Annotated in this window: 20 protein-coding genes and 2 pseudogenes; 4 read left to right on the forward strand and 18 right to left on the reverse strand. The window is 40.6% G+C overall.

Annotated features, from left to right (window positions below; all coding sequences use genetic code 11):
- Window positions 1–17 precede the first annotated feature (17 nt).
- The 18 genes and pseudogenes from CVT07_RS09900 to pyrE form a co-directional block, all read right to left on the reverse strand.
- Window positions 18–527: a hypothetical protein gene (locus tag CVT07_RS09900; RefSeq protein WP_107936032.1), complete on the reverse strand. Its 510-nt coding sequence runs from the start codon at window positions 525–527 to the stop codon at window positions 18–20.
- The gene (locus CVT07_RS09905) at window positions 524–1,477 is read right to left on the reverse strand and encodes a hypothetical protein (protein ID WP_107936034.1); all 954 of its coding nucleotides are present in this window, start codon (window positions 1,475–1,477) and stop codon (window positions 524–526) included. The genes CVT07_RS09900 and CVT07_RS09905 overlap by 4 nt, the downstream gene beginning before the upstream one ends.
- Window positions 1,474–2,142, reverse strand: a complete 669-nt coding sequence (locus CVT07_RS09910) for an ABC transporter ATP-binding protein (protein WP_107936036.1) — start codon at window positions 2,140–2,142, stop codon at window positions 1,474–1,476. The genes CVT07_RS09905 and CVT07_RS09910 overlap by 4 nt, the downstream gene beginning before the upstream one ends.
- Window positions 2,139–3,248 carry an ABC transporter permease gene (locus CVT07_RS09915; RefSeq protein WP_107936038.1) on the reverse strand — a complete coding sequence of 370 codons (1,110 nt, stop codon included), beginning with the start codon at window positions 3,246–3,248 and terminating at the stop codon, window positions 2,139–2,141. The genes CVT07_RS09910 and CVT07_RS09915 overlap by 4 nt, the downstream gene beginning before the upstream one ends.
- Window positions 3,238–3,423 carry a hypothetical protein gene (locus CVT07_RS09920; protein WP_021084005.1) on the reverse strand — a complete coding sequence of 62 codons (186 nt, stop codon included), beginning with the start codon at window positions 3,421–3,423 and terminating at the stop codon, window positions 3,238–3,240. The genes CVT07_RS09915 and CVT07_RS09920 overlap by 11 nt, the downstream gene beginning before the upstream one ends.
- A gap of 1 nt (window position 3,424) precedes the next feature.
- Window positions 3,425–3,883, reverse strand: coding sequence for a nitrous oxide reductase accessory protein NosL (locus CVT07_RS09925; protein WP_107936040.1), 459 nt, complete (start codon window positions 3,881–3,883; stop codon window positions 3,425–3,427).
- Window positions 3,880–4,419: a hypothetical protein gene (locus tag CVT07_RS09930; RefSeq protein ID WP_107936042.1), complete on the reverse strand. Its 540-nt coding sequence runs from the start codon at window positions 4,417–4,419 to the stop codon at window positions 3,880–3,882. The genes CVT07_RS09925 and CVT07_RS09930 overlap by 4 nt, the downstream gene beginning before the upstream one ends.
- Window positions 4,419–5,240, reverse strand: coding sequence for a tetratricopeptide repeat protein (locus CVT07_RS09935; protein WP_107936044.1), 822 nt, complete (start codon window positions 5,238–5,240; stop codon window positions 4,419–4,421). The genes CVT07_RS09930 and CVT07_RS09935 overlap by 1 nt, the downstream gene beginning before the upstream one ends.
- An 8-nt stretch (window positions 5,241–5,248) precedes the next feature.
- Entirely contained in the window at window positions 5,249–7,867 is a 2,619-nt protein-coding gene (gene ccsA / locus CVT07_RS09940) for a cytochrome c biogenesis protein (RefSeq protein WP_107936046.1), read from the reverse strand.
- Window positions 7,868–7,882: 15 nt separating this feature from the next.
- Window positions 7,883–8,812, reverse strand: coding sequence for an NrfD/PsrC family molybdoenzyme membrane anchor subunit (gene nrfD / locus CVT07_RS09945; RefSeq protein ID WP_103570769.1), 930 nt, complete (start codon window positions 8,810–8,812; stop codon window positions 7,883–7,885).
- A 1-nt stretch (window position 8,813) separates the two neighbouring features.
- On the reverse strand, window positions 8,814–9,485 hold the full coding sequence (locus CVT07_RS09950; RefSeq protein ID WP_196375733.1) for a 4Fe-4S dicluster domain-containing protein: 672 nt from the start codon (window positions 9,483–9,485) through the stop codon (window positions 8,814–8,816).
- Window positions 9,486–9,504: 19 nt separating this feature from the next.
- Entirely contained in the window at window positions 9,505–10,263 is a 759-nt protein-coding gene (locus tag CVT07_RS09955) for an FKBP-type peptidyl-prolyl cis-trans isomerase (RefSeq protein WP_107936050.1), read from the reverse strand.
- A 44-nt stretch (window positions 10,264–10,307) separates the two neighbouring features.
- On the reverse strand, window positions 10,308–12,374 hold the full coding sequence (locus tag CVT07_RS09960; RefSeq protein ID WP_107936052.1) for a cytochrome C: 2,067 nt from the start codon (window positions 12,372–12,374) through the stop codon (window positions 10,308–10,310).
- 95 nt (window positions 12,375–12,469) lie between these two features.
- Window positions 12,470–13,897 (reverse strand): c-type heme family protein, encoded by a 1,428-nt coding sequence (locus CVT07_RS09965; protein ID WP_107936054.1) that lies wholly within the window; start codon window positions 13,895–13,897, stop codon window positions 12,470–12,472.
- Window positions 13,887–14,576, reverse strand: a complete 690-nt coding sequence (locus CVT07_RS09970) for a response regulator transcription factor (protein WP_107936055.1) — start codon at window positions 14,574–14,576, stop codon at window positions 13,887–13,889. Before CVT07_RS09970 ends, CVT07_RS09965 begins: the two co-directional genes overlap by 11 nt.
- A 485-nt stretch (window positions 14,577–15,061) precedes the next feature.
- A pseudogene (locus tag CVT07_RS10455) lies at window positions 15,062–15,251 on the reverse strand (methyl-accepting chemotaxis protein); the annotation flags it as partial.
- Window positions 15,252–15,602: 351 nt separating this feature from the next.
- Window positions 15,603–16,502 (reverse strand): annotated as a pseudogene (locus CVT07_RS10460) (cache domain-containing protein); the annotation flags it as partial.
- Window positions 16,503–16,653: 151 nt separating this feature from the next.
- Window positions 16,654–17,262 (reverse strand): orotate phosphoribosyltransferase, encoded by a 609-nt coding sequence (pyrE, locus tag CVT07_RS09980; protein ID WP_107936059.1) that lies wholly within the window; start codon window positions 17,260–17,262, stop codon window positions 16,654–16,656.
- A 119-nt stretch (window positions 17,263–17,381) separates the two neighbouring features.
- Here pyrE and CVT07_RS09985 point away from each other — a divergent pair, with 119 nt between their 5' ends.
- The 4 genes from CVT07_RS09985 (at window position 17,382) to flgE (ending at window position 21,874) form a co-directional block, all read left to right on the forward strand.
- On the forward strand, window positions 17,382–18,749 hold the full coding sequence (locus CVT07_RS09985) for a Na+/H+ antiporter NhaC family protein (RefSeq protein WP_107936061.1): 1,368 nt from the start codon (window positions 17,382–17,384) through the stop codon (window positions 18,747–18,749).
- Between the two features lie 44 nt (window positions 18,750–18,793).
- Window positions 18,794–19,051 carry a hypothetical protein gene (locus CVT07_RS09990; RefSeq protein WP_107936063.1) on the forward strand — a complete coding sequence of 86 codons (258 nt, stop codon included), beginning with the start codon at window positions 18,794–18,796 and terminating at the stop codon, window positions 19,049–19,051.
- Entirely contained in the window at window positions 19,048–19,344 is a 297-nt protein-coding gene (locus CVT07_RS09995; protein ID WP_107936065.1) for a type II toxin-antitoxin system RelE/ParE family toxin, read from the forward strand. Before CVT07_RS09990 ends, CVT07_RS09995 begins: the two co-directional genes overlap by 4 nt.
- 85 nt (window positions 19,345–19,429) lie before the next feature.
- Window positions 19,430–21,874: a flagellar hook protein FlgE gene (gene flgE / locus CVT07_RS10000; RefSeq protein WP_021088768.1), complete on the forward strand. Its 2,445-nt coding sequence runs from the start codon at window positions 19,430–19,432 to the stop codon at window positions 21,872–21,874.
- The last annotated feature ends 9 nt before the right edge of the window (window positions 21,875–21,883 follow it).

The raw sequence follows: 21,883 nt of genomic DNA on the forward strand, positions 1-21,883 counted from the left end.
TTTAGAGCTTCATAAATTTATATCTTATTTTCTGAAAGTAGGATATTTATGTATGGATTTAGCAGCGTTTCGCCGCGTGCTGCGTAGAGCAAGACCTCTTTAAAGTAGTTGTCGTTTATGCCGTAAGTGTGAAACTCATACGCCCCTATGCCGTATCCCATCGGCGTGATATCGACCCTCGAGTACCAGGCATCTTGCGCTGGGATGTAGCGGTTTGTATCTCTTGAGTAGACAAATAGCTTGATCTTATCTTTGCTCTTTTGCGCCATATACCAAATGAAAGAATTTGTGATGTCATTAAAAAAGTAGATGTCGCCATTTGGCATGATGGCCTGAGCCGTGTCGTTGTTATCAGCGATGAGCGTCCTGCTCTCATAACATATATATTTATTGGGCGTGAGCACCTCGATCGGCTCTGATTTGTCACTATGTGAAACTAAAATTTTATCATCACTTATGTCGGCATTATAGGCGAGCACGGCTAAGACTAGAGCTAACAAACAAAGAGAAAAAACTTGCTTTATCAAAATAAAAATCCTCTTAACAAATAGTATTTGAGCACGTAAAGCGAGCATATCAGCACGCAAACACTTAGCCAGATCGATGAAAATTTAAGCTTGTGCGAGTAGTTTGTCTTTGTGATGATCTCCACAAGATATGGCATAAGGCCGTAAAAAACGCCCAAAAACAAACTGCCCCAGATAAGGTAACCAACGTAAAAATAGTCGCTTCTTAGCATGCAGTATGGGCACTTGTGATTTGGCTGCTCATAAACATAAAGCCCAAAAAAGTAGTTGATAGCGTAGTAACTAAGCACCAAAAATAGCAAATTTGCCACAAAGCTCGCCATGCTTTGCTTTAAGAAATTTAGCGCCAAAATGACAAAAAATAGCACGAAAAAGGCGCTCACTAAGCCAAAATTTGTATAGCCAAATGGCAGCTTTGGAGCTTGAAAAGTGACCGAGCAGCAAAAGACTGGCACTTTTAGTGGGATGTTATAAAAAAACGAAATTTCTATGCCAAGCTCGACTAATATCATCACAAAAAGGCAGATGAAAATGGCATATTTTTTCTTTATATATGGGAAATTTAGAGCCTGCAAGTCGAGTTTGTTTATAACCAGCCAGATGCCAAGCCCAAATATCAGCAAAATTTTAGTGAGCATCAAGATGCCACCAAATTTATTTGAGCCGATCACGCCAGCTGAGCACATAGCCCCTGGCACGATGTCAGAGAGCTCGTTTAGACAAAGTGCGAAAAATATAAACAAAACGATCTTTGTGCAGACACTAAAGAGCAAGATCGTATTTACAAGGTAGTTTTGCTTTTCAAGTGAGTATTGAAGCGATGTTAGCGCGTTATAGTCCCACGACTTCACGATCCTAACGACATAAAATAGCGAAATACTCATCAAAACTAACAGCACAAACTCCGCTAACAAAAAGGCGATAACGGCGTTTGATAAAAATACGCTCATACTATCTCTCCGTTTTGCAAACTTACAACCCTATCTGTAGCGCCCAGCTCGTCAAAAATGCTATCGTGAGTGGCGACTATGACGCTTTTTTTAAGCGCTTTAAATGACTCTAGCAATCCTAAAAATGCACGCGCATTTTGCCTATCTAAATTTGCCGTTGGCTCATCAGCCAAAATGATATCAGCGTCCATTGATAAAGCCCTAGCCACCGCACATCTTTGACGCTCACCACCGCTTAAATTTGATACATTTTCATCTCTTTTGTGTGAGATATTTGCGAGCTCAAGAGCCTTTTTTATCATCTCGTCACGCACGTTTGCTTTGAAATTTGTTAGAGCAAACGGAGCTAACAAATTTTCATAGACGCTTAAGCCCTCGATGAGGTTAAAATTTTGAAAGACAAGCCCAAGCCTTTTGTGTCTAAACTCAGAGCAAAATGCGTCAGGCAGCTTTGCGATGTTAGTGCCGTCTATCAAAATTTCTCCGCTAGTTGGCTTTTGAAGTAGGGCTATGAGTGAGAGCAGGGTGCTTTTACCGCTTCCGCTAACGCCTTTTAGTATCACTAACTCGCCGTTATTAACGTCTAAATTTATATCTTTTAGAGCGCAAAACTCGTTTTGTTTGCCTTGGTTATAGACTAGGCTAACGCCTCTTATATTTATCATTTTAGCCCCTCATTTATGTCACCACACGCCACACGCCACGACGGGATAAGCACGAATGCCAAAAATGGTATGACGCCAAAGACAAAGATCAAAAAGAGCTTATCAAACTCCAAAATAGGCGTGAAATTTGTAAAATTTAAAAGCTCATCGCCTAAAAATATCCCCTTTAAAAAGGGAGCATTTAGAACAAACACAAAGAGGTAAGCTAACATAACTCCAAGCAAAAAAGCGCTAACGCTAACGATGAAATTTTGTATAAATTTTAAAAAAATGATCTCTTTTATACTAAAGCCGATGCTTCGCAAAATGGCTATCTCACGCTTTTTACTGCCGTAAGCAAGTGAAATTTGGTTTTTAAGCAGCACGAAAAAAATGAGCATAACGCTAACATAAATGCTCATAAAAATTCCGCCCTTATAGTAGTAAAGATGCCTAATGTTTGCCACCTCATCTTCTATACTAATGGCAAATGAGTTTGGATATAAATTTTCTATTTTTAAGGCCACTTGACTGATCTCTTCGCTATTTGGCACATCGACATAGAGCTTTGTATATTCTTCATCTTTTAAATTTAAGATAGCTCTTAGCGTTTTTGGATGCAAAAATATGGCGTTATTTGTGATAAGAGCGCTTTGTTTTGGCATGGTTTTTAATATCTTTACTGGTATCATGCGCTCTTCAGTTAAGAAGTTAAAGCTCTCATCGTAGTAAAGCTCGTTCATAGCAGCTTTTACGCCCTCGCCAACGATCATCTCATCTTCTTTCAAACTATCATCCTCATATAGATGAAACCAGACGCGCTTTTGCACGAAGTAGTACTCTCCCTCCGCCACACCTCTAACATCGGCCACGCCATCGATCTTTGAGATATCGTAGATGTAGCCAGGGTGCATGAGATCTCTTTTACCAGCACGAAAGGCACTAACAACGATGCTTGATCTATCTTTTACTAAGCTTATAAGATCATGCTGGATCGAGCCAGAGATGAAAAGCACCGAGCTTAGCACAAAGATAATGAGCGCAAATAGACAAAAGCTAAAGAGATGGTCCTTTTTGTCTTTAAAAAGCAAGATCACGGCGTAGTTTATGAAATTTCTACTTATCATAGACAAAGCCCTTTTGCTCTTTTAGGCTAAAGCTAGAAGCTAAATTTGCCCTTGTTATCTTTGAAATTTCTCTTAGCTCATCTTGCTTTGCTTTGTGGTCAAAGCTAAGGTAGTGCGCCGCTAAAAGCGTATATGATAGCCCAAAAAATAACGCCAAAAATGCTAGAAATTTCACTTTATTTACCGATAAATGTCTTTATCTCGTCAAATTTTATGACACCTTTGCCAGCGTGATCTTTCATAAAGCTATTTGCCTTTGCTTCGTCTTTAAACGGGATAAACTCCTCGCCCATCGGTCCAAAAACGTTTGAGCCATGCACGTAAAACGCATCTTTTGCATCAAGCTTTTCAAGCGTGTAATAATCACTCACATAAGCCTCTTTCGCCATCTCATCAGCAAAGTAAAAGTGCGCCATATCTTTTACGCCATCAAAGTAATAATCCTTGCCACCAGCCTTTATAAGTGTTGCCCACTGCTTGTTTTTTATAGGCATGCCACACACTGCACATCTTGCATCCTTTGGTAGCTCGATGCGCTCTTTTGCCCCTTTATAGGCGTTTATATTTGCTTCACTCGTCAAATTTCCAGCCCACAAGGCAAAAACCGCACTAAGCAACAAAGCTATAAATTTCATCTTATCTCCTTTAGTTTCTCTTTTTCTAACTCGCCCTTTTCATAGAGCTTTTTTAACATCTCATCATCAAAGTCTATCTCGTAGTAGCCCTTTACAAACTCGCTAAATTTATCAAACTCATCAAATGCATACCCAAGCAGCCAGCGTCCGCCGTTATTACCACCGACTAAATTTTGATGCTCCGCCCCGTCATACCAGATAAAAAAGGTCGTCTGTTCTATCTCATCTGGCAAGAAATAAGAGCGAAATTTAGCAGCCTCGCCACTATAAATTTGCTCTACCACGCTTTTATCTGCCATGCTTAGCGCATTTAGCTCATTTTCATGGTCAAACCCTCTAACAAGCACCGCCTCACGCGTAAATATCACATCAAGTAGATCGCCCTGCCCGTTATCTACCACGTATCTTAGGCTATTTTCATCCTCTTTTTTAGAAATGAGCCGTAGATACTCTTCATCTGGTTCTAGCATGGCGCTATCTAGCAGATAAAGTGCCTCTAGGCTTGCCTCTTTATTGCCCCAGTTTTTAAAACTCATCAATTCTTTCCTAAAATTTCTAAATTCTCGCACGCCTCTTTTAAGCCATTTTTGCAGCTTTTAGTGAAAATTTCACGTGCTTTTCCTACGTCCTCTTTTACGCCTTTGCCCTCAGCTAGCATGATAGCGTAGTTGTTGCAGCCCTTTTCATAGGCGTATATGCACGCTTGCTCGTAAAGTTTTGTCGCTTTTGTTAAATTTTGTTCAACCCCTTGCCCATAAACATATAAAAAGCCTAGGTTATCACACCCTATGCCAGCTTCGTTTGCGCAGGCCATCTCGTAGTATGTTTTGGCTTTTGCGTAGTCTTTCTCGGCGCCCTCGGCCTGAGCGTATAAGTAGCCAAGGTTGCTACATCCCATGCCGTCCCCTGCTTTGCAAGCCTTTTCATAAAGCTCTTTTGCCTTTTTTAGATCTTTTCTCACGCCAGTGCCATTTGCATAGAGCAAGCCAAGCTCCGTGCAGCCCTCGTTGTCACTGCATGCTTTTTCGTAAAATTTAACTGCTTTTTCGAGGTCTTTTTCTACGCCTTTGCCATTTTCATAGACGTAGCCAAGGTTGCTACAAGCCATAGAGAAATTTTGATCGCAAGCCTTTTCATAAAGCATAGCCGCCTTTGCCTCGTCCTTTTTGACGTTGCCGTCCCCTCTGCTGTAAAGCACAGCTAGGTTGTAGCAGCCTGATGCCTTTTTCTCTTTGTCGCAAGCATCTTCATAAATTTGCGCTAGTTTGTTATGATCGTCTTTTGCGCTTAAAGCCTCTTTGATGTAGCCAGCATTTAAAACGCACAAACTAGCAGCCAATAAAACCAAACTCTTCATCACATCTCCTAAACTACTTTTATATCTCTGCCGCGGTAGGCTAGGGCGATTAGCAAGGCAAGAGCTGCCAAGATCAAATATATTAGCCCAGAAACGCCAAAGCTTTCGCCATTTGCGTATGAGTGAAGCCCGCTAAGGTAGAAATTTACTCCAAAATATGTAAAAAGCACCGAAGCAAATGATAGCACGCTAGCCGTTAAAAAGGCAAAAACGCCCCTAAGCTTTGGTATAAACCTTAAGTGAAGCACTATGGCATAGACGATGATCGTTATATATGACCAGCTCTCTTTGCTGTCCCAGCCCCAGTATCTGCCCCAGCTCTCGTTCGCCCAGACGCCACCAAGGAAATTTCCGATCGTTAGCAGACTAAGTCCTATGATAAGGCTTAGCTCGTCGGTAGCGGCGAGGTATCTTATCTGTTCGCTAAGTTTTTGCTCGTTTTTCTCATTTTTTAGTGCCATTAATATAAGTCCCACAAGCCCCAACACAAAGCCAAAGCCCAAAAAGCCGTAGCTTGCTGTGATAACGCTTACGTGCACGCTAAGCCAAAATGACTTTAAAACTGGGACTAAATTTGTTATCTGAGGGTTTATAAAATTTAGATGAGCAACCAGCAAGCTAACACTTGCAAAGAGCGAAGCAGCGCCTAGTGCGAAGCTTTGATGCTTGAAAAATAGCACTCCAGCTAGCACGCTTATAAGCGAGATATAGACCAAACTCTCATAAGCATCGCTCCAAGGTGCGTGACCTGAGATGTAAGCGCGTAGGGCTAAATTTAGAGCATGCACTATAAACGCAGTAAAAAACGCAAGGCTAAGCGCTCTTTCAAATCTAAATTTCCTCCCAAAAAATAGCCTATAAAAGCCAAGAGCGAGCGAAGCAAGAGCTAGGATCATGTAAAAATAGATAAGAAATTTAAATATCTCCATTTGGTTGTAAAGCACTTCAATGCTGGCCTTTACCTCGCTTGGCGCAAGAGAACCCAAAACGCTTCTTTGATAGCTTGAAATTTGCTCCAAACTCTTATCAGCCCCAGCACACTCGCCACTTTTTACGCAAAGGCTTAAATTTTCTATGTAAGCGCCTAAAACACTTTTAAACTCGTTTGAAATTTCATCTTTGCTAAAGGCTTCATTTACGCCTAGCCACGTGATAGTATCATTATTTTTAGCAGGGATAAATTTTAAAATTTCGCCCTTTAGCGCAAGGTATAAGACATTTAGCCTCTCATCAAATTTAATGACATCGCTATCAAATTTATCTCTTTTTGAGGTGGATTTTTCATTGGCAGCTTCTACAAATTTAGCTAGCTTATACTCGCCATTTTCGTTAAAAACGTCATTAAAACTAGCAAATTTCTCACTAACTCCAAGAAGCTCGCCCACACGCTCACTTGTGATCTTTACCATCCTTTTATCCATCCACTCTTGTGGCGAGATGGCAAAAGAGAGCATGAGCTCATCGCTACTAAGCCCAAAGAGCGTCGTTTTGGTTGAAATTTTGCTTATTACTGCCCTTGTGTAAGAGCTAGCTGGTGCGATCCTGCTATCAGTTTGAACTAAAATTTTGACAAATTTATCTGCGTGAGCTTTAAAATTTGTAGCTTCATCGCTTGCGAAATTTGGCGTGGCATTTAGTAAAAGCAGAGCCAAAAATGCAAGCTGCGTGCCTTTTATAAAGTTACAAAGTCTAAAAAATCGGCTCTTTTTGCTAAATAAATTTCCCACAAAGCCAAGGCAAATCAGAAAATATCCGATGTAAGTTGGCACTTTACCAGGATCAAAGCTGATCTCAAAGGCGCTTCCAAGCTCGTCAACGTCGTATGATGATTGAAAAATTTTATAGCCATCTAACGTTAGTGGGTGATTTAGTGAAATTTCATGCTCGACATCTGCGATGCTTACTTTGCTCGTGTAAGATGATGGGCTATTTAGCCCTGCGTAGCGCTCTAGGATAAATTTATCAAGCCTTAGTGAAAATGGTAAATTTATAGCCCTTGAGCTAAAGTAAAATTTTGCCTCTTGCCCATCAAAGCTCAAAATGCTTGGCTCAAGATCATATCCAGCGCCACCTTTTAGCTTGGCGCTTTTGCTCTTTTGCCCAGCAAAGCCAGCCTCTATGCTAAGCGTGGCTGGAGCGTTTTTCTCGTCTTTTTTGTAGCCAGTTATATTTATCTTAAATTCTTTGCCGTTTATATCTTTTTTAAAGTGAAAATCGTTTTTGCCAAGCAGGCTAAGTTTTAGTGGATATTCAAAGCTTTCATTTGAAATTTGCACTCTTAAATAGGGCTTTGTGCTTTGCATATAGTTGCCACTCTCGCCCACTCTAAGATGCATAACGCCCTCTTCGCCACAGTATCTTGTAAGCGCAGCACCGATGAAGATCAGAATAAAAGCAAGATGTATCAAAAATGCGCCAAATTTCTTATACATCTTGGTTTTTACGATGCTAATGGCTAGGCAAATAACACAAGCTGCCATGACGCACTCGTACCAGAGCGCCTCATAAACAAGCACTCTAGCCGTCTGTGTGTCATAAAAATTTTCCAAAAAGGTCGCCACTCCTGCACCAAAAGCAAGGATAAATAATAATACTAAAGACAAGCGGTAGACGTTTAAAATTTTCATCGCTTGTTTTAGACCTTATATACCGTAAGTCTGTCCTGCATAAAGTATAAAAACTCTAAGCAATAAAACGCCAACGACTGCTGCAAATGAGCCAAGGTAGAAGCTAAATTTCATCTTGCCAAGTGCGAAATTTAAAACAAGAGGCAAGACAAAGCCAACTAAAACAACCCCAAGCCAAAAGAATTTAGCCCAAACGCCACTATAAAATGCAACTGCCGCGCCTTGCTGATAGCTTGAGCCAAGCAAAAGCGATACAAAAAGCATTAAAATTAGTAAAATTTCAGCGCATAATACGTAAAACTCTACGCCATGAAGTGAGCCAAGGTCGCTTGAGTGTGGATCTTCTTTGAAAAATAGTGCCGCTATCAAGCTGCTACCACTTATGCCAGCACTAAGCCCTGAAGCTATGAAAAGCGCTGGTAAAACAGCGGTGTTTAAAAGCGGAAATCTAATAAGCACTGAGATCAAAAAACCTGTATATGCGCAAATGATAACCGCAAAAAGCAGGCAAAGCGCGCTTAAGAGCGGATAAAGTGGCGATAAAATTTTCATCACGCCATCAAAAAAGCCACAAAATGACTTTAACTCCGCATTAAAGGCGTATAGACACATCAAAAAGCTAAGCGGTATAAACACGCAAAGCGCGGCCACACCGATAGACATAACCGATGTGAAGTTGTAGTTAATCAAAATTTTCCAAAACAAAAGTGGCTTTTCAAGGTCAGCTATCAAGCAAACCATACCAAGCATGATGCTAACGAATGCCAAAAGCGAAGCAGCCTTGAAAAATGGGCTAAAGCCATCTTGCCTTTTGTAGCGCTTTAGAACTATGGCAGCTATTAGCGCTCCGCCACTCATACCAGCTAGCAAAAGATAAACAGCGATCGGCCAGCCCCACTCAACTGCGTGCGAAAATGTCGCAGTGAAATTTAATGCACCATCCATCTTACACCCCCGCTTTTACTTTAGGAATATATCTAAGGCTTGGTTTTGTGCCAAGTTCTGCTCTTAGCCTTATGCTATCTTTGACAGCTAAAAGCTTGCTAATGTGCGAGCTCTCATCGTTTAAATCGCCAAATACCAAAGCCTCATATCTGCACGCCTCAACGCAGGCTGGATCTTTTTTATCCTTTAAATTTGTATCTATGCAGAAGTTACAGCTTTGGGCTGAGTGACTAAACTTATCGATATATCTCACGTCGTAAGGACAGGCTACGATGCAGTATTTACAGGCGATGCAGTCATCTATGTTTGTAGTTTGGATGCCAGTTTTTATGTCCTTGTGACAGGCTTTTGTTGGGCAAACAGCCACGCAAGGCGCATCCTCGCACTGCTGACAAGATACTCTTACATATCTTTTATCGAGCAAATTCTTTGGATCAGTCTTATCCTCTACAAAAAGTCTCATCTGTCCTCTTGGGACTAAATTTACCTTTCTACATGCCACTTCGCAGTCCGTGCAGCCGACGCATTTGTTTTGGTCAAATATCATGCCAAAATGTGGTTTTTTCGCACTCTCTTCACTCTTAAAAGCAAAACCACTACTTGCCACGCTAGCACCAGCAGCCACAACTGCCATGCGTTTTAAAAAGGCTCTTCTGCTATTTTGATTTTGCATTTTTAACTCCATTTATGCCTTAATGAGGCTTTTTAATGCCCTCATTTTGCTCTTTTTCATGAATTTTTCTTGCCGCCTCAGCTAGTTCGCCAGGCTTTAAGACCTTAATAAGCTCTATCTCAAAAACGATAGTCTCGCCTCCAGGTATCCCCTCCATGCCGCTATCGCCGTATGCAAGCTCAGGCGGGATGACAAATTTAAACTTCTCGCCCTCTTTCATAAGCATAAGTCCCTCTTCAAGTCCAGGGATCAAATTTAGCATCGAAAGATGAGCTGGAACCTCTTTTGTCTCGTCAAAGACCTTGCCATCGACAAAGCTTGCTTTATAATTTACTATGATGATGCTCTCAGGCTTTGGTGTAGCCCCTTTTGAGCCACCCTTTATGATCTCATATTGTAAATTTGATTTTGTTGTTTTTACATTTTTGTTTTTTGCATTTTTTTCCATATAGGCTTTGCCTTGGGCTAAATTCTCTTTTAGCTTGGCTGCCTCTTTTTCTTTTACTATCTTCTCTAAGCTTTCAGCCCTTTTGTTTAGTAGCTTTGCTATCTCATCATCACTTAGTTTTAGCTCGCTCTTTAGTGCATCGCTAAAGCCTTTTATCACTGCATCAGCGTCATAGCCAACACCTAGTTGTTTTTGATCTAGCAGTCCTTTTAAAACATATCCGCCACTTGTTGCGCCTATGGCATAAGAGTCGTTTGTATCGACATTTGCCAAGAGGCTAGCCACGCTTAGACTAAGAAGTAGCGAACATTTTAAAAACCTATTTTTCATTTCAAACCCTTAAGATTAAAGGGGCTAAAACTAGCCCCTAAATGCTATAAATTTTTGTTTAGAATTCTCTGAGCTTCTTTTATATACTCTTTAGATGCATCTAGTCTTTGTTTAGTAAATTTAAATCCGTGCATACCCCACGAACCATCTTTTTCGACCATGTCGATGATCTCTTGAGCGTTTTGGACAAGCTCATAAACTCTTGCTTTATCACTTGGATCTAGCTTTTTAGTCTCTAGTAGTGAGTAAATTCCCTCGATGCCTATTTTAACCTCTGAGAATTCATTTTTAACTGGAGTTTGCCATCCCATAACCTCATCATAAACTTGTTTTTGGTTTTTGAAATGAAGTGTTGGTTTTAGCTCAGATAGCACTGGGCTATGGCAGCCTTTATTATCTTTCATATCTTTATCAGCCCAAGATGTTCTAGCGCATGCCCACATCAAATCAACATAGTTGTGGCCATTTTTATCTCTCTCAAAGTGCCAATCTTTTCCATCTCTTGGTTTTTCAGAAGCAGCGCCTGGGACAAGAGATTTCTCTTTTGGATCGACCATGATCTTCCAGATGTGAGAGCGTCTTTGAGTATCAAAGCCAGCGTTGTCTTGGAACTGAACAGCGTAGAAATTCTCGCAGCTCATCATAAATGGCATGTGGCAAGACGCACAAGTGTTGTTTTTGTGAGTATCTGCTTTTGATGCGATATATGCTTGAGTCTCGTGACAATCTTTACAATCTTTTTTGATCTTTGGTTTAGTGTAGAACGCACTTAGATAGCCTTGATCTGGGTTGTAGTTCATGCCAGTTACGCTCTTATCGCCTACGACGTTACCTGTGTTATCGTGTGGATCGTGGCAAGTGACGCATCTCATACCTTTATCGTAGTGAGCGGTAAAGTATGATTGTGAGCCCTCAGAACCACATCCTGGTCCCATTGATTTAAATTTAGAGCTTAGTGAGAGATCAAGCTTGCCGTTATTGAGCGGATTAGCTCGCATTAGATCTGGGCTAAAGTTAAATCTTTGGTGACAGCGTTCGCAGTTTGATGTTCTAAAATTTGTAGCTCCATCAAGGTGACCGCCAGCTCCGTGGCACTCCTCACAGCTTACGCCTTTTGAGATAGTGTGTTTTTGGAGCTCTTTGGCATTACCAAGTGCTGCGTAAAATTCTGCTTTTGACTTAAAGTCAAATTTAACTGGGTGACAAACCTCACAATATGATGAGTTTGCTTGGAAAAACATCGATTTTTTATGTTTTGCGGCGTATGAGGCAAGACCTCTGACATATCCGCCATTATCGCCATACTCTTCAAGCGTGCCAGGAAATTCTGGGACGAGCTCTTTTATCTTTTTAACAGTTGCGTCGTCTAAATTTAACGCCCATGTTCTTTGCCATTGGTTACCGCCAGCTACGATCTGACCTGTGCCATCTCTTAGCAAACCACCCTCAACGTAGTAAGTACCACGAAGTAGCCATGCATCGACGTAGCCCATCTTAGTTCTTAAGTGACCAACGGTTGCGTAGATGACATCTGGAGTGATACCTTTTGGAAGGATAGAAGCGGTATCTTTGTCAAATACTGGCTCAGTTAGGTTGTTATTGACCTCTGGGTGCTCGCCAGGGAAACGCATAGTAGTTGCGTGGCGAGATCTGCTCCAAACCTCATACTGAGCTGGGTGACACTCACCGCACTTTTCTGGACCTACAAATTTATTAGGAAATTGAAGCGATGAAGTGGCTGGAATTCTATACATCATAGAGCTATAGCCCTTACCGCCATCTCTTTTACTAAGCTTTGACATATCAAAGCCATGTCCCTCGGCAAGCCACTCTAAGCCACGGTCATGAACGACCATTTTGCCGACGGTTTTGCCACCATACTTTGTAAAAATAGGGTGGTTTTTAAATAGCCAGTTATACATCTCTTGCTCTTCTACGACGTAGTCTTGCAAGGAGACAACACCTCTACTTTGCAGTGTGCCTTTAGGATTTGCGATAACATCACGTGCTTTATCGGACATCTGCATATTATGCTCTTCGCAACAGGCTTGTGAAGCAAAGATACTAACACCCATGAGTAAGCCTGCTAAGGCTTTGTGTAAGTTTCTCACGTCTCCTCCTTTGAATTTTTATCCTAAAATCAAAATGATTTCATACTGATAATCTTAACACCAAAAAAGGGCAGAAAAGGGGGAAAATTAACAAATTATAAATTTTCGAAACTAATTGTAAATGCAACGTGGTTTTCATCCACATTTTTAGCAAAGATTAGGGCGTTGTTTTTGCGAGCGATAAGACGGCTCATATATAGCCCAAGCCCGCTACCGCTCTCTTTTGTGCTAAAGTGTGGCTCAAAGATGACCTTTAAAAATGAATTTTTTATCGCTCCTGCGTTATTTTGCACGCATAAATTCTTTCTGCCATCTTTTAAAAAGGCGCTTATCTTTATCACTCTTGGCTTTGTGTAGCTCTGCTTAAATGCGTCTTTGGCGTTGTTTATGATGTTTATTAAAATTTGGATTATCTCATTAAAATTTGCAAATACCTCAAAATTTTCTCTCACGTCAAGCTGCACTTCGATCTGATACTTTTTAAGCGTTGCGTTTAAAATTTTTATCGTTTGATTTATCACTTCAAGCACTTTAAACTCTTTTCTCAAGGTATTTGGACTAAAGAAATTTTTAAAGTCATCAACGGTTTCTGACATGAAATTTATCTGCTTGCTCGTTTCCTCTATAAATTCATAAATTTTCGCCTCATCAAGCTTTTTTCGCTCCTGATAAAGCTCTAAATTTATCAAAGATGAGCTTATCTGAGCTAGCGGCTGCTTCCACTGATGCGAGATATTGCCTATCATCTCGCCCATAGAGGCTAGGCGGCTTTGATGTATCATTAGCTGCTCAGTCTGCCTTTTGCTCTCTTCGCCTCGCCTATGCATCTTATAAACAAGTAGCAAAAATAGCCCAAAGATAAGCGTTATAGCGCTCATTATGACGATGACCTCTTGCAAGTGGTAGGTAAAAATAGCGCGGATTGGTATCTTAAAAGAGATCATCGCGACCGTTTCGTTCACGTCTGGGATCTCTATGCCCTCCATGCCGTATTTTTCTAGCATTTGTTGTGGGGCATTTGCGCTGCTATGACAGGCTAGGCAGCTTGGGCTTTGGTTTTTTATAGGCAGACCCACAAAGAGCTGTGAGCCATTTTCATCTTTTATTATCTTTACAAATTCTTTAAATTTATTCTCTTTAAAGCCGTGCAAGACGCCAGCTTCAAATTCATTTGGCTGATGGGCTTTGTTTAGCGGAGCGATAGCAACTAGCTTGTAGTCAAATTCAAGGTTGTATTTTTTCTTTTGGATGTTGTAAATTTCACGGCTTATATATGAAGATGACAGAAGTCTCTCATCAAAAAAGTCCTCTTTTAAGATGCCCTGCTCTTTTAACTGCTCGATTAGTGGGCGCTGAACTCCAGCGATGTACTCTCTTACAGAATTTATGCCCTCTAAAACATAATACGCCTCTTTTTTGGCGTCTTTCATCGCAAGATCGTTGTAAAAATTTAAAACAAGTGCCGAAACTAGCAGATAGACAAAGATAAAAGCACCGACTATTAGCTGAAATTTATATCTCACAAAGGTAGCCCACGCCGTATAAATTTTTGATCACGTCTTTGCCAAGCTTTCTTCTAAGCTCTTTTACGATCGTTTTTATCGCCTCTTTTGTGGGCTGCTCGTAGTCCCAGATGTAGTCAAAAATTTGCTCATAAGTGATAGTTTTGTTTTTGTTGTTTAAAAAGTACTCCAAAAGCTTGCTCTCGCTCTTGCTTAGATGAGAAATTTCGCCATTTACATAAAGCGCTTTTTTGCCAAAATCATACTCAAGCTCGTCATTTAACCTGATAGTTGGTGTGCGTCCAACTAGCTCAAACGCCACATCTTCAAGCGCTTTGATGAAAGATTTTTTATCGTATGGTTTTGCAAGATATCTTGTGATCTTTAGCTCAACTGCGCGCCACAGATACTCTTGCTCGACGTGGCTTGAAAGGATCACGATAGGGATTTTTTGATTGATAGCTCTTACTTTTTTAGCGATCTCAAGACCATCGATATTTGGCACGCTGATATCAAGTACTAGCACGTCATACGCCCCGCTCATAGCAAGCTCAAGCGCATCAAAGCCGTCTGTAACGCCTTTAACCTCTGCGAAAAAGAGCTCCAGCGAGGCGCAGATATTTCGCAAAATCGCCTCTTCATCCTCTAAGCAAAGGACCTTTTTGTTTGATAAAACATCTAAAATATCATACTCTTGCATACGTCATCTCATCTCTTAAGCCAAAATGCCGACTTAAATAACACAAAATAAAAACTATTTCATAAATTTACATCATGATCGTAAGATTAAAGTAAAAAATAGGCTCACTACTTAAGTGATAAATTTAAAAAAGAAAGTTAAATTTAGCCAAAGATTTGGCTAAATTTATCAGGTTCTAAATTTTGAAAGGCTAGTGTTTAGGTTATCAGTCATCTTTGAAAGATGAGCGGCTGCAAGTGAGATTTCATCCATACTTTTTGAGTTTTGTTTTGAAATTTCATCGATATTTACGATGCCTTTTATCAGCTCTTCGACCTTATTTCCAGTCTCTAAATAATCCTTCGTAGAGGTCTCATTTAAGCTAACGCTCTCGTTCATTAGCTGGTTCATATTTTCTATTTTTTCATTTATCTGGGCTGATTTTTTGCAAAGCTCGCCAGCTTTTTTAGCATTATCGCCGATGGTTTGGCTTGAGTTTGAGATCGCTTCAACGATTAAATTTATAGTTGCATTTATCTCGCTTAGGCTATTTTGCGTGCGTTCAGCCAGCTGCCTAACCTCATCAGCCACGACTGCAAAGCCACGTCCATGCTCACCTGCGCGCGCTGCTTCTATGGCAGCATTAAGGGCAAGTAAATTTGTCTGATCAGCGATGTCGTCGATAATGTTTAAGACATCTTTTACATTTTTAGCTTGATCAGCTAGGCTTTTCATCGAGCTAGCGAGTGAAATTTCACTATTTGCGGCCTCATCTACATTTTTACTAAGTCCTAAAACATCGTTTGAGACCTCATTTATATATAGACAGGTTCTTTCAAGATTTTCTTTGCTCTTCTTAGCCTCTTCAAATGAGCTTTTTATCTCTTCTGACATGGTTTTTGCCATATTTGTCGTATCTGTGACGATTAGTGAAGATTTGTTGGTTAAATTTGTAGTTTGAGCTGAGGTAGATGAGAGCTGCTCGGCGATAGAAGAGTTCTCATGCGCTAGACCTTTAACACTTTCTATCACAGATCTTAGCTCGCTTGTTAGGTCGTTTATAGAGCTTTTGATGTTTGAAATTTCATCTTTGCCACTAACTTCAAGCTTTTTAGTAAGATCGCCTCTGCCACTTTTTATCTCATCTGACATCTCGGTTAAATTTGCAACGATATTTTTTATAGGTTTGATGATCGCCCTACTTAAGATAAATAGCACGACAGCTATCAAAACAACCGTGATCAGGGCACAAGCGATGATAAAGGTTTTTGTATTTTGGCTATTTTGCTCGTTTAGTACGACCTTTGTCTTTTCTATCTCATCAGCCAAGTCATCGACATATACGCCACTTCCTAGCATCCATTTATATGGCTCGAAATTTGCAGCATAGCCAAGCTTCTCCACTGGCTCCTCGCCCTCTTTTTTCGCCCAGCCAAATGTGACAAAGCCGCCGCCTTGTTTAGCTTTTTCAATGAGCTCTTTTATAAGAAATAGCCCTTTTGGATCTTTTAAGCCGATTAAATTTTTACCCACAAGCGATGGCTTTTCAGGGTGCATCAAAACAACGCCGTCGTAGTCATAGATGAATATATAGCCAGTCTTGTCGCTAAAGAATTTTAGCTTTGAGACGACTCTAAAAATTTCTTTTTTTATCTCATCGTCGCTTAGCCCTTTTTCTTTGCCGCCGTTGTAAATTTCACGCATCATTTGGTTGATCGTCTCGACGTCATCTTTTAAATTTTCTTTTCTGGCATTTACCAGCTCGTCGTAGGACTTATGGGTGAAAAACTGAGTTAGATCGCTTGAAAATTTGCTATTTAAAAAGATGAGCAAACAGCTGACAAGCAAAACTGAGAAAACAAAAGTGAGAATTATCTTTGTAGATATTTTCATAGCACACATCCTTGCATTTTGGGATCTCCTAAAAATTTGTGCCATTTTATACATTCAAATCTTAATTATAAATTAACTTTTGAAATTTAAGAAAAAAAGAATAAATTTGATGAGAGAATTTACTCAAAGCCCAAAATAACGAATAAGTTACAAATATTATTATCTTAAGCTTTGAGCGTAAAAAATACGTAAAATTTAGTAGCCTTTAGTTGCCTCTGCTTCCAGGCTTAATCGCCTTGCTACCACTCTTACAAAGCGGACAGTGCTCTGGCTCATAAATTTCAAATTCAAAATTTCCCAAAGCAAAAAATGGCTTATCACTTGGCAGTTTTGCATTTGCCTTAGCTTCATTGCCTAAATTTGCAACCTTGCAAAAACCGCGATTTGCAAGTGCCGCAAAGCCAACTACCTCGCCACCAAGGCTCTCTATCACGCGTGCTGCTTCAAGTGCTGATCCACCAGTTGTGATGATGTCCTCACAAACTATAAATTTCTCGCCTTTTTTCACTTCAAAGCCGCGCCTTAGGCTCATCACCCTATCAACACGCTCTGTAAATATAAAGCGCTTTTTCGCCGCGCGAGCTAGCTCATATCCAGCTAAAATTCCACCAAGTGCAGGAGAACAAACACTATCAAATTTAATGCCAAATTTCTCTATCACACGCGCTAACTCATCTGCTAGCTTTGCTGCAAGTGCTGGGTCTTCAAGCACCTTTGCACTTTGCAGATAAAACTGCGAGTGGTTGCCACTACTTAGCAAAAAGTGCCCCTCTAAATACGCCCCAGCGTCCTTATAAATTTTCTCTAAATCCATCGCTTTTTCCTTTTAAAATTTGCCAAAAATCTTAACACATACCCACTTAAGCCACTCTTTTTAAAATTTAATAAGCCCCGCCCTTGTATAATTCTTGCACTCATACAAAAAGGACACACATGCTTCTCTTTAACCCTGTTGTTTTTAGCATTTTGGTGATGACGGTGCTATGTTTGCTACGTTTTAACATCCTGCTTTCTATCCTCGTTTCTGCGCTTGTTGCTGGGGTTATGTATAAGCATGGTTTTAGTGGATTTGAAAGTGGTTTGGCAAGCGGTTTTGAGAGCTTTTTTACGGCTCTAAAAGAGACCACGCAAAGCCTCATAAGCGGTATGCAAGGCAACCTTGAGACCTCTCTTAGCTACATCTTGCTAGGTGCTCTTGCAGCTGCCATCGCAAATACAAATTTAACAGCCATTTTGATAAATGCAATGAGTAAATTTCTTAGCTCAAATAAATTTATCTTCATACTAACTATCGCATTTATCGCTTGTTTGTCTCAAAACTTGATCCCAGTTCACATAGCCTTCATACCTATCTTGATCCCGCCACTTCTTGCCCTTATGAACAAAATGGGCATAGATAGACGTGCGGTGGCTTGCGCTCTTACATTTGGACTGCAAGCGCCTTATGTGAGCATTAGCGTTGGCTTTGGTCTGCTTTTTCACAATATCCTTAAAAAAGAGCTAGCCAACAACGGCATAAATACAACCATCTCAGACATCTCATCAGTCATGTGGATAGGTGGGGCTTCGATGTTTGTTGGGCTCATTTTAGCCATACTTTTTTATAGTAAAAAAAGGATTTATAAAACTTCTAAATTTGAAAAGGCCGAGCTTGATGAGATAGAGCGCGCAAAAAGCCTTGAGATGACTAAAAAAGAGTGGGCGGTCTTAGCTGGTGCGGTTGTCGCCTTTGTCGTGCAAATTTACACTTCGCTCTTGCCACTTGGCGCGTTACTTGGACTTTTGGTAATGGTTGTTTTTGGCGGTATCGAATACAAAAAAGTAGATAAGATCATGGATAATGGCCTTGCTATGATGGGCTTTATCGCATTTATCATGCTTGTTGCTGCGGGATATGGCACCATTTTAAGAGAGAGTGGCGGTATAGACGAGCTTGTAAAATACGCTAGCTTGGTCTCTGGCGGCAAGATAGGCGGAGCATTTTTGATGCTACTTATCGGACTTTTAGTCACGATGGGAATAGGCACTAGCTTTGGTACTATCCCTATCTTAGCCTCTATCTACGTGCCACTTTGCCTTAGCCTTGGCTTTGGCGTGCCAGCTATCATCTTGCTAGTTGGTATAGCAGCAGCTCTAGGCGACGCTGGAAGCCCGGCAAGCGACAGCACACTTGGGCCGACAAGCGGTCTAAACGCTGATGGTGAGCACAACCACATATATGATACTTGCGTGCCTACATTTATATTTTTTAACATCCCACTTATCATCGGTGGCATCGTAGGTGCGTTGATACTTGGATAAATTATGATAGATAAAAAACAACCAAAATTATGTAAGGAGTAAAAATGATAGGTATGCTAGTTGCCGAAGAGACACCACAGATCACTCAAATTTTACAAAAAGCGGTTCAAGAGATAAAACGAATAAACCCTCATGCAAGGGTTGAATTTGTAGATTATAACGACTACTATATAAATAAAGAAAATGAACAAAATTTAAAAGAGCTGATCGCAAAGCATAGACGTGGCGAGCTTAAATATTGCACTCTTGATGATGTTATCGCTGAGACCGACGCCGTAATAGAAGGCAAAAATTTAAGATGAAAATTCTTTTTACAGATGATTTTAAAGAGAATTTAAAAGAGATATTAAAATTCATAAAACAAGATAGCAAGGACCGTGCATATAACTTTCGCGATAGTCTAAAAAATGAAATCATAAAAATCCCTGAAAGACCATACTCTTACAGAGAAAATCTAACTATGAAAGATACTCAAGTAAGAGACTTGATCTTCAAGGGATATGTTGTTGTATTTGTCATAGATGAGGACGAACAGACTATCACTATCATATCAATCTATAAACACAATCTACCAAATTTAAAATATCCTCAGTAACTATTATTTTTTGCCGATATAAATTTTGGAACATCTTTTGCTTTGAAAGATTATAAAAATTTAAAACGAGAAAAAGGATAAGCTCATGATGAGATCACTTTGGTCTGGTGTTTCAGGCCTACAAGCCCACCAGATAGCCATGGACGTAGAAGGCAACAATATCGCAAACGTCAATACTTATGGTTTTAAATACAACCGCGCAAATTTTGCTGATATACTAAGCCAAACTCCAAGAGTAGCTACCGCTCCACAAGGTCAGCTAGGCGGTCAAAACGCTATGCAAATAGGTCTAGGAACGACTATAAACTCAACTACAAGAATTTTCTCACAAGGCACACTAACAGCCACTGATAAGCAAACCGACCTTGCTCTTCAAGGAAATGGCTTCTTTGTTGTTTCTCCAGATGGCGGAACGACAAGATACTATACAAGAAACGGCGATTTTGTCCGTGATAAGGCTGGTAACTTCGTAAATAACAGCGGTTATATCGTTCAAGGCTGGACTAGAGATGACGAGACTGGCACTATCGACTCAACTGGCCCTATAAGCAACATCGTCATCAAAGAAGGTCTTACAACTCCAGCAAGAGCGACAACAGAAGTTAAGATAAAAGGCAACCTCGACTCAGGTAACAGCATCGGTCAAAGAAGCACACCTATATATGCTCTTGACTCAGTTGCAGGCGGACGCGACTACAATAACGATGGAATTTTAAATGCTAACGAAGTTCATAACGAAAACGATACAAATAATGATGAATTTTATACAAACTCAAGAAACGAGCAAATTTTAACAGAGCGTGGCGTCGATCTTGGTGTTACATTTGACGAGCTTGGAAACGGACTTGCACTAAGAGATGGACAAGGTATCTGGGTAAGCTACGCAAATGCTAAGACTGAAAAATTTAGCGTAGGTAGCGCTCTAGCACAAAATATCGGTCAGATCAACCCACCAGCTACACTTGATATAACACTAAATGGACAAAATATCAAAACTCAAGCTGGCACGATGACAAGCATCAGTGACGTTGCCGCTGCTATCAATGCTCAGTACAACAAAACTGGCGTTAGAGCTGAAATTTCAGAAGGCAATAAACTAACGCTTATAAACAGAAACAACTCAGGCACAACTGAAGAGACAAAAAACATCCACCTAACAGTAAATGCTGGAAACACGGTTGGCGGTCTAGCTAGTAAAGATATCATCACAGCTTATCAATATGTCTATACAAGCTCACAAACAACAGCTGTTCATCCAAATAACGACAAAATCGCAAGACAAATAACAACAACAGAAGATCTTCGTGCAGCTATGCAAGAGGATGCTAGAAACCACGTTGATTATAACGGCGATGGTCAAATAAGAGCAAACTCTGACGCACTTGATGCAGCAAAACTTGCAACTGCTGCTCACAAGGTAGCTCCAGGCACTGGTGGCGCAGCTATAACAAATCCAGCTTATGCACTAGCATATAACAACGCTTACGCAGCAGCAGCAGGCACACCTGATCAAAAACACGCAGCAGGTATCGCAGCACTTCAAGCAGCAGCTGGAGATGATACAAACGACGGCGTAAAGATCACTGTAAATAAACTAGGTCAATTTCAACTAGAAAACCCTACAAACGAAATGGCTGATCAAGCCCTTTATATGACTACAACTGGTCTTACAAAACCAGCTCAAGGCACAAACAACGCAGCGGTAAACGAAAACGTTCGCTTTACAAATATCATGAAGGCACTTGATGGCGCACTAAGCCCAGGTCAAGCACTAAGAGCGAGCGGTAAGATGATGATGTCAAGCCACGGCTCAACGGCTGAAATTTTTGACTCACTTGGCTCAAAACACACAGTTAGTATCAGATGGGCAAAGACAGGCACTACAACAGATGGCGGAACTGAGTGGAATATGATCATTCAAGTACCAGAGCCTGCTAAGATAAACTACACAGGCGAAGGCCCAGATAACGTCGTAACTGGCTCATTGAGATTTAACTCAAACGGCTCACTTGCTAGTTTTCACCCAGCTACGATAACATTTTCAGCTAACAACGGCTCACAAAGTGGTCAAAATGTTAGTTTAAATTTTGGTTTGGGAACAGACTTTAACGGACTAACAAGCTTTGATAAAGACTCTTCAACTGAGTCTATCTCACAAGATGGTTACACAGGTGGTACACTAAATGACCTAAAGATTGACGAAACTGGTACTATCATCGGTGCATTTACAAACGGCCAAAGCTTTGGTCTAGCTCAAGTGGCACTTGCTAGCTTTACAAACAACGAGGGTCTTCAAAGTGAGGGCGGAAACGTCTTTTCACAAACTGCAAACTCAGGCGAAGCAGTCATCGGCGCAGCAGGCACAGGCGATAAAGGAACGATCGCAGCTTCAAAACTAGAAGCAAGTAACGTCGATCTAAGCCGTGCGCTAACAGATCTTATCGTCATCCAAAGAGGCTTTCAAGCAAACTCAAAAACGATCACAACAAGCGATGAGATGCTAAACACGCTTCTTCAACTAAAACAATAATCATAAAGG

The organism is Campylobacter concisus (assembly GCF_003048875.2).
Lineage (GTDB): Bacteria > Campylobacterota > Campylobacteria > Campylobacterales > Campylobacteraceae > Campylobacter_A > Campylobacter_A concisus_AU.

Bases quoted from the DNA above. Each gene is read 5' to 3' on its own strand.
- CVT07_RS09990 (WP_107936063.1), top strand. From the start codon at position 18,794: ATGATAGGTATGCTAGTTGCCGAAGAGACACCACAGATCACTCAAATT.
- nrfD (WP_103570769.1), bottom strand. From the start codon at position 8,812: ATGGATGGTGCATTAAATTTCACTGCGACATTTTCGCACGCAGTTGAG.
- CVT07_RS09970 (WP_107936055.1), bottom strand. From the start codon at position 14,576: ATGCAAGAGTATGATATTTTAGATGTTTTATCAAACAAAAAGGTCCTT.
- flgE (WP_021088768.1), top strand. From the start codon at position 19,430: ATGATGAGATCACTTTGGTCTGGTGTTTCAGGCCTACAAGCCCACCAG.
- CVT07_RS09955 (WP_107936050.1), bottom strand. From the start codon at position 10,263: ATGAAAAATAGGTTTTTAAAATGTTCGCTACTTCTTAGTCTAAGCGTG.
- CVT07_RS09910 (WP_107936036.1), bottom strand. From the start codon at position 2,142: ATGATAAATATAAGAGGCGTTAGCCTAGTCTATAACCAAGGCAAACAA.
- CVT07_RS09930 (WP_107936042.1), bottom strand. From the start codon at position 4,419: ATGAGTTTTAAAAACTGGGGCAATAAAGAGGCAAGCCTAGAGGCACTT.
- CVT07_RS09995 (WP_107936065.1), top strand. From the start codon at position 19,048: ATGAAAATTCTTTTTACAGATGATTTTAAAGAGAATTTAAAAGAGATA.
- CVT07_RS09905 (WP_107936034.1), bottom strand. From the start codon at position 1,477: ATGAGCGTATTTTTATCAAACGCCGTTATCGCCTTTTTGTTAGCGGAG.
- CVT07_RS09950 (WP_196375733.1), bottom strand. From the start codon at position 9,485: ATGCAAAATCAAAATAGCAGAAGAGCCTTTTTAAAACGCATGGCAGTT.
- CVT07_RS09985 (WP_107936061.1), top strand. From the start codon at position 17,382: ATGCTTCTCTTTAACCCTGTTGTTTTTAGCATTTTGGTGATGACGGTG.
- CVT07_RS09915 (WP_107936038.1), bottom strand. From the start codon at position 3,248: ATGATAAGTAGAAATTTCATAAACTACGCCGTGATCTTGCTTTTTAAA.
- CVT07_RS09935 (WP_107936044.1), bottom strand. From the start codon at position 5,240: ATGAAGAGTTTGGTTTTATTGGCTGCTAGTTTGTGCGTTTTAAATGCT.
- pyrE (WP_107936059.1), bottom strand. From the start codon at position 17,262: ATGGATTTAGAGAAAATTTATAAGGACGCTGGGGCGTATTTAGAGGGG.
- ccsA (WP_107936046.1), bottom strand. From the start codon at position 7,867: ATGAAAATTTTAAACGTCTACCGCTTGTCTTTAGTATTATTATTTATC.
- CVT07_RS09925 (WP_107936040.1), bottom strand. From the start codon at position 3,883: ATGAAATTTATAGCTTTGTTGCTTAGTGCGGTTTTTGCCTTGTGGGCT.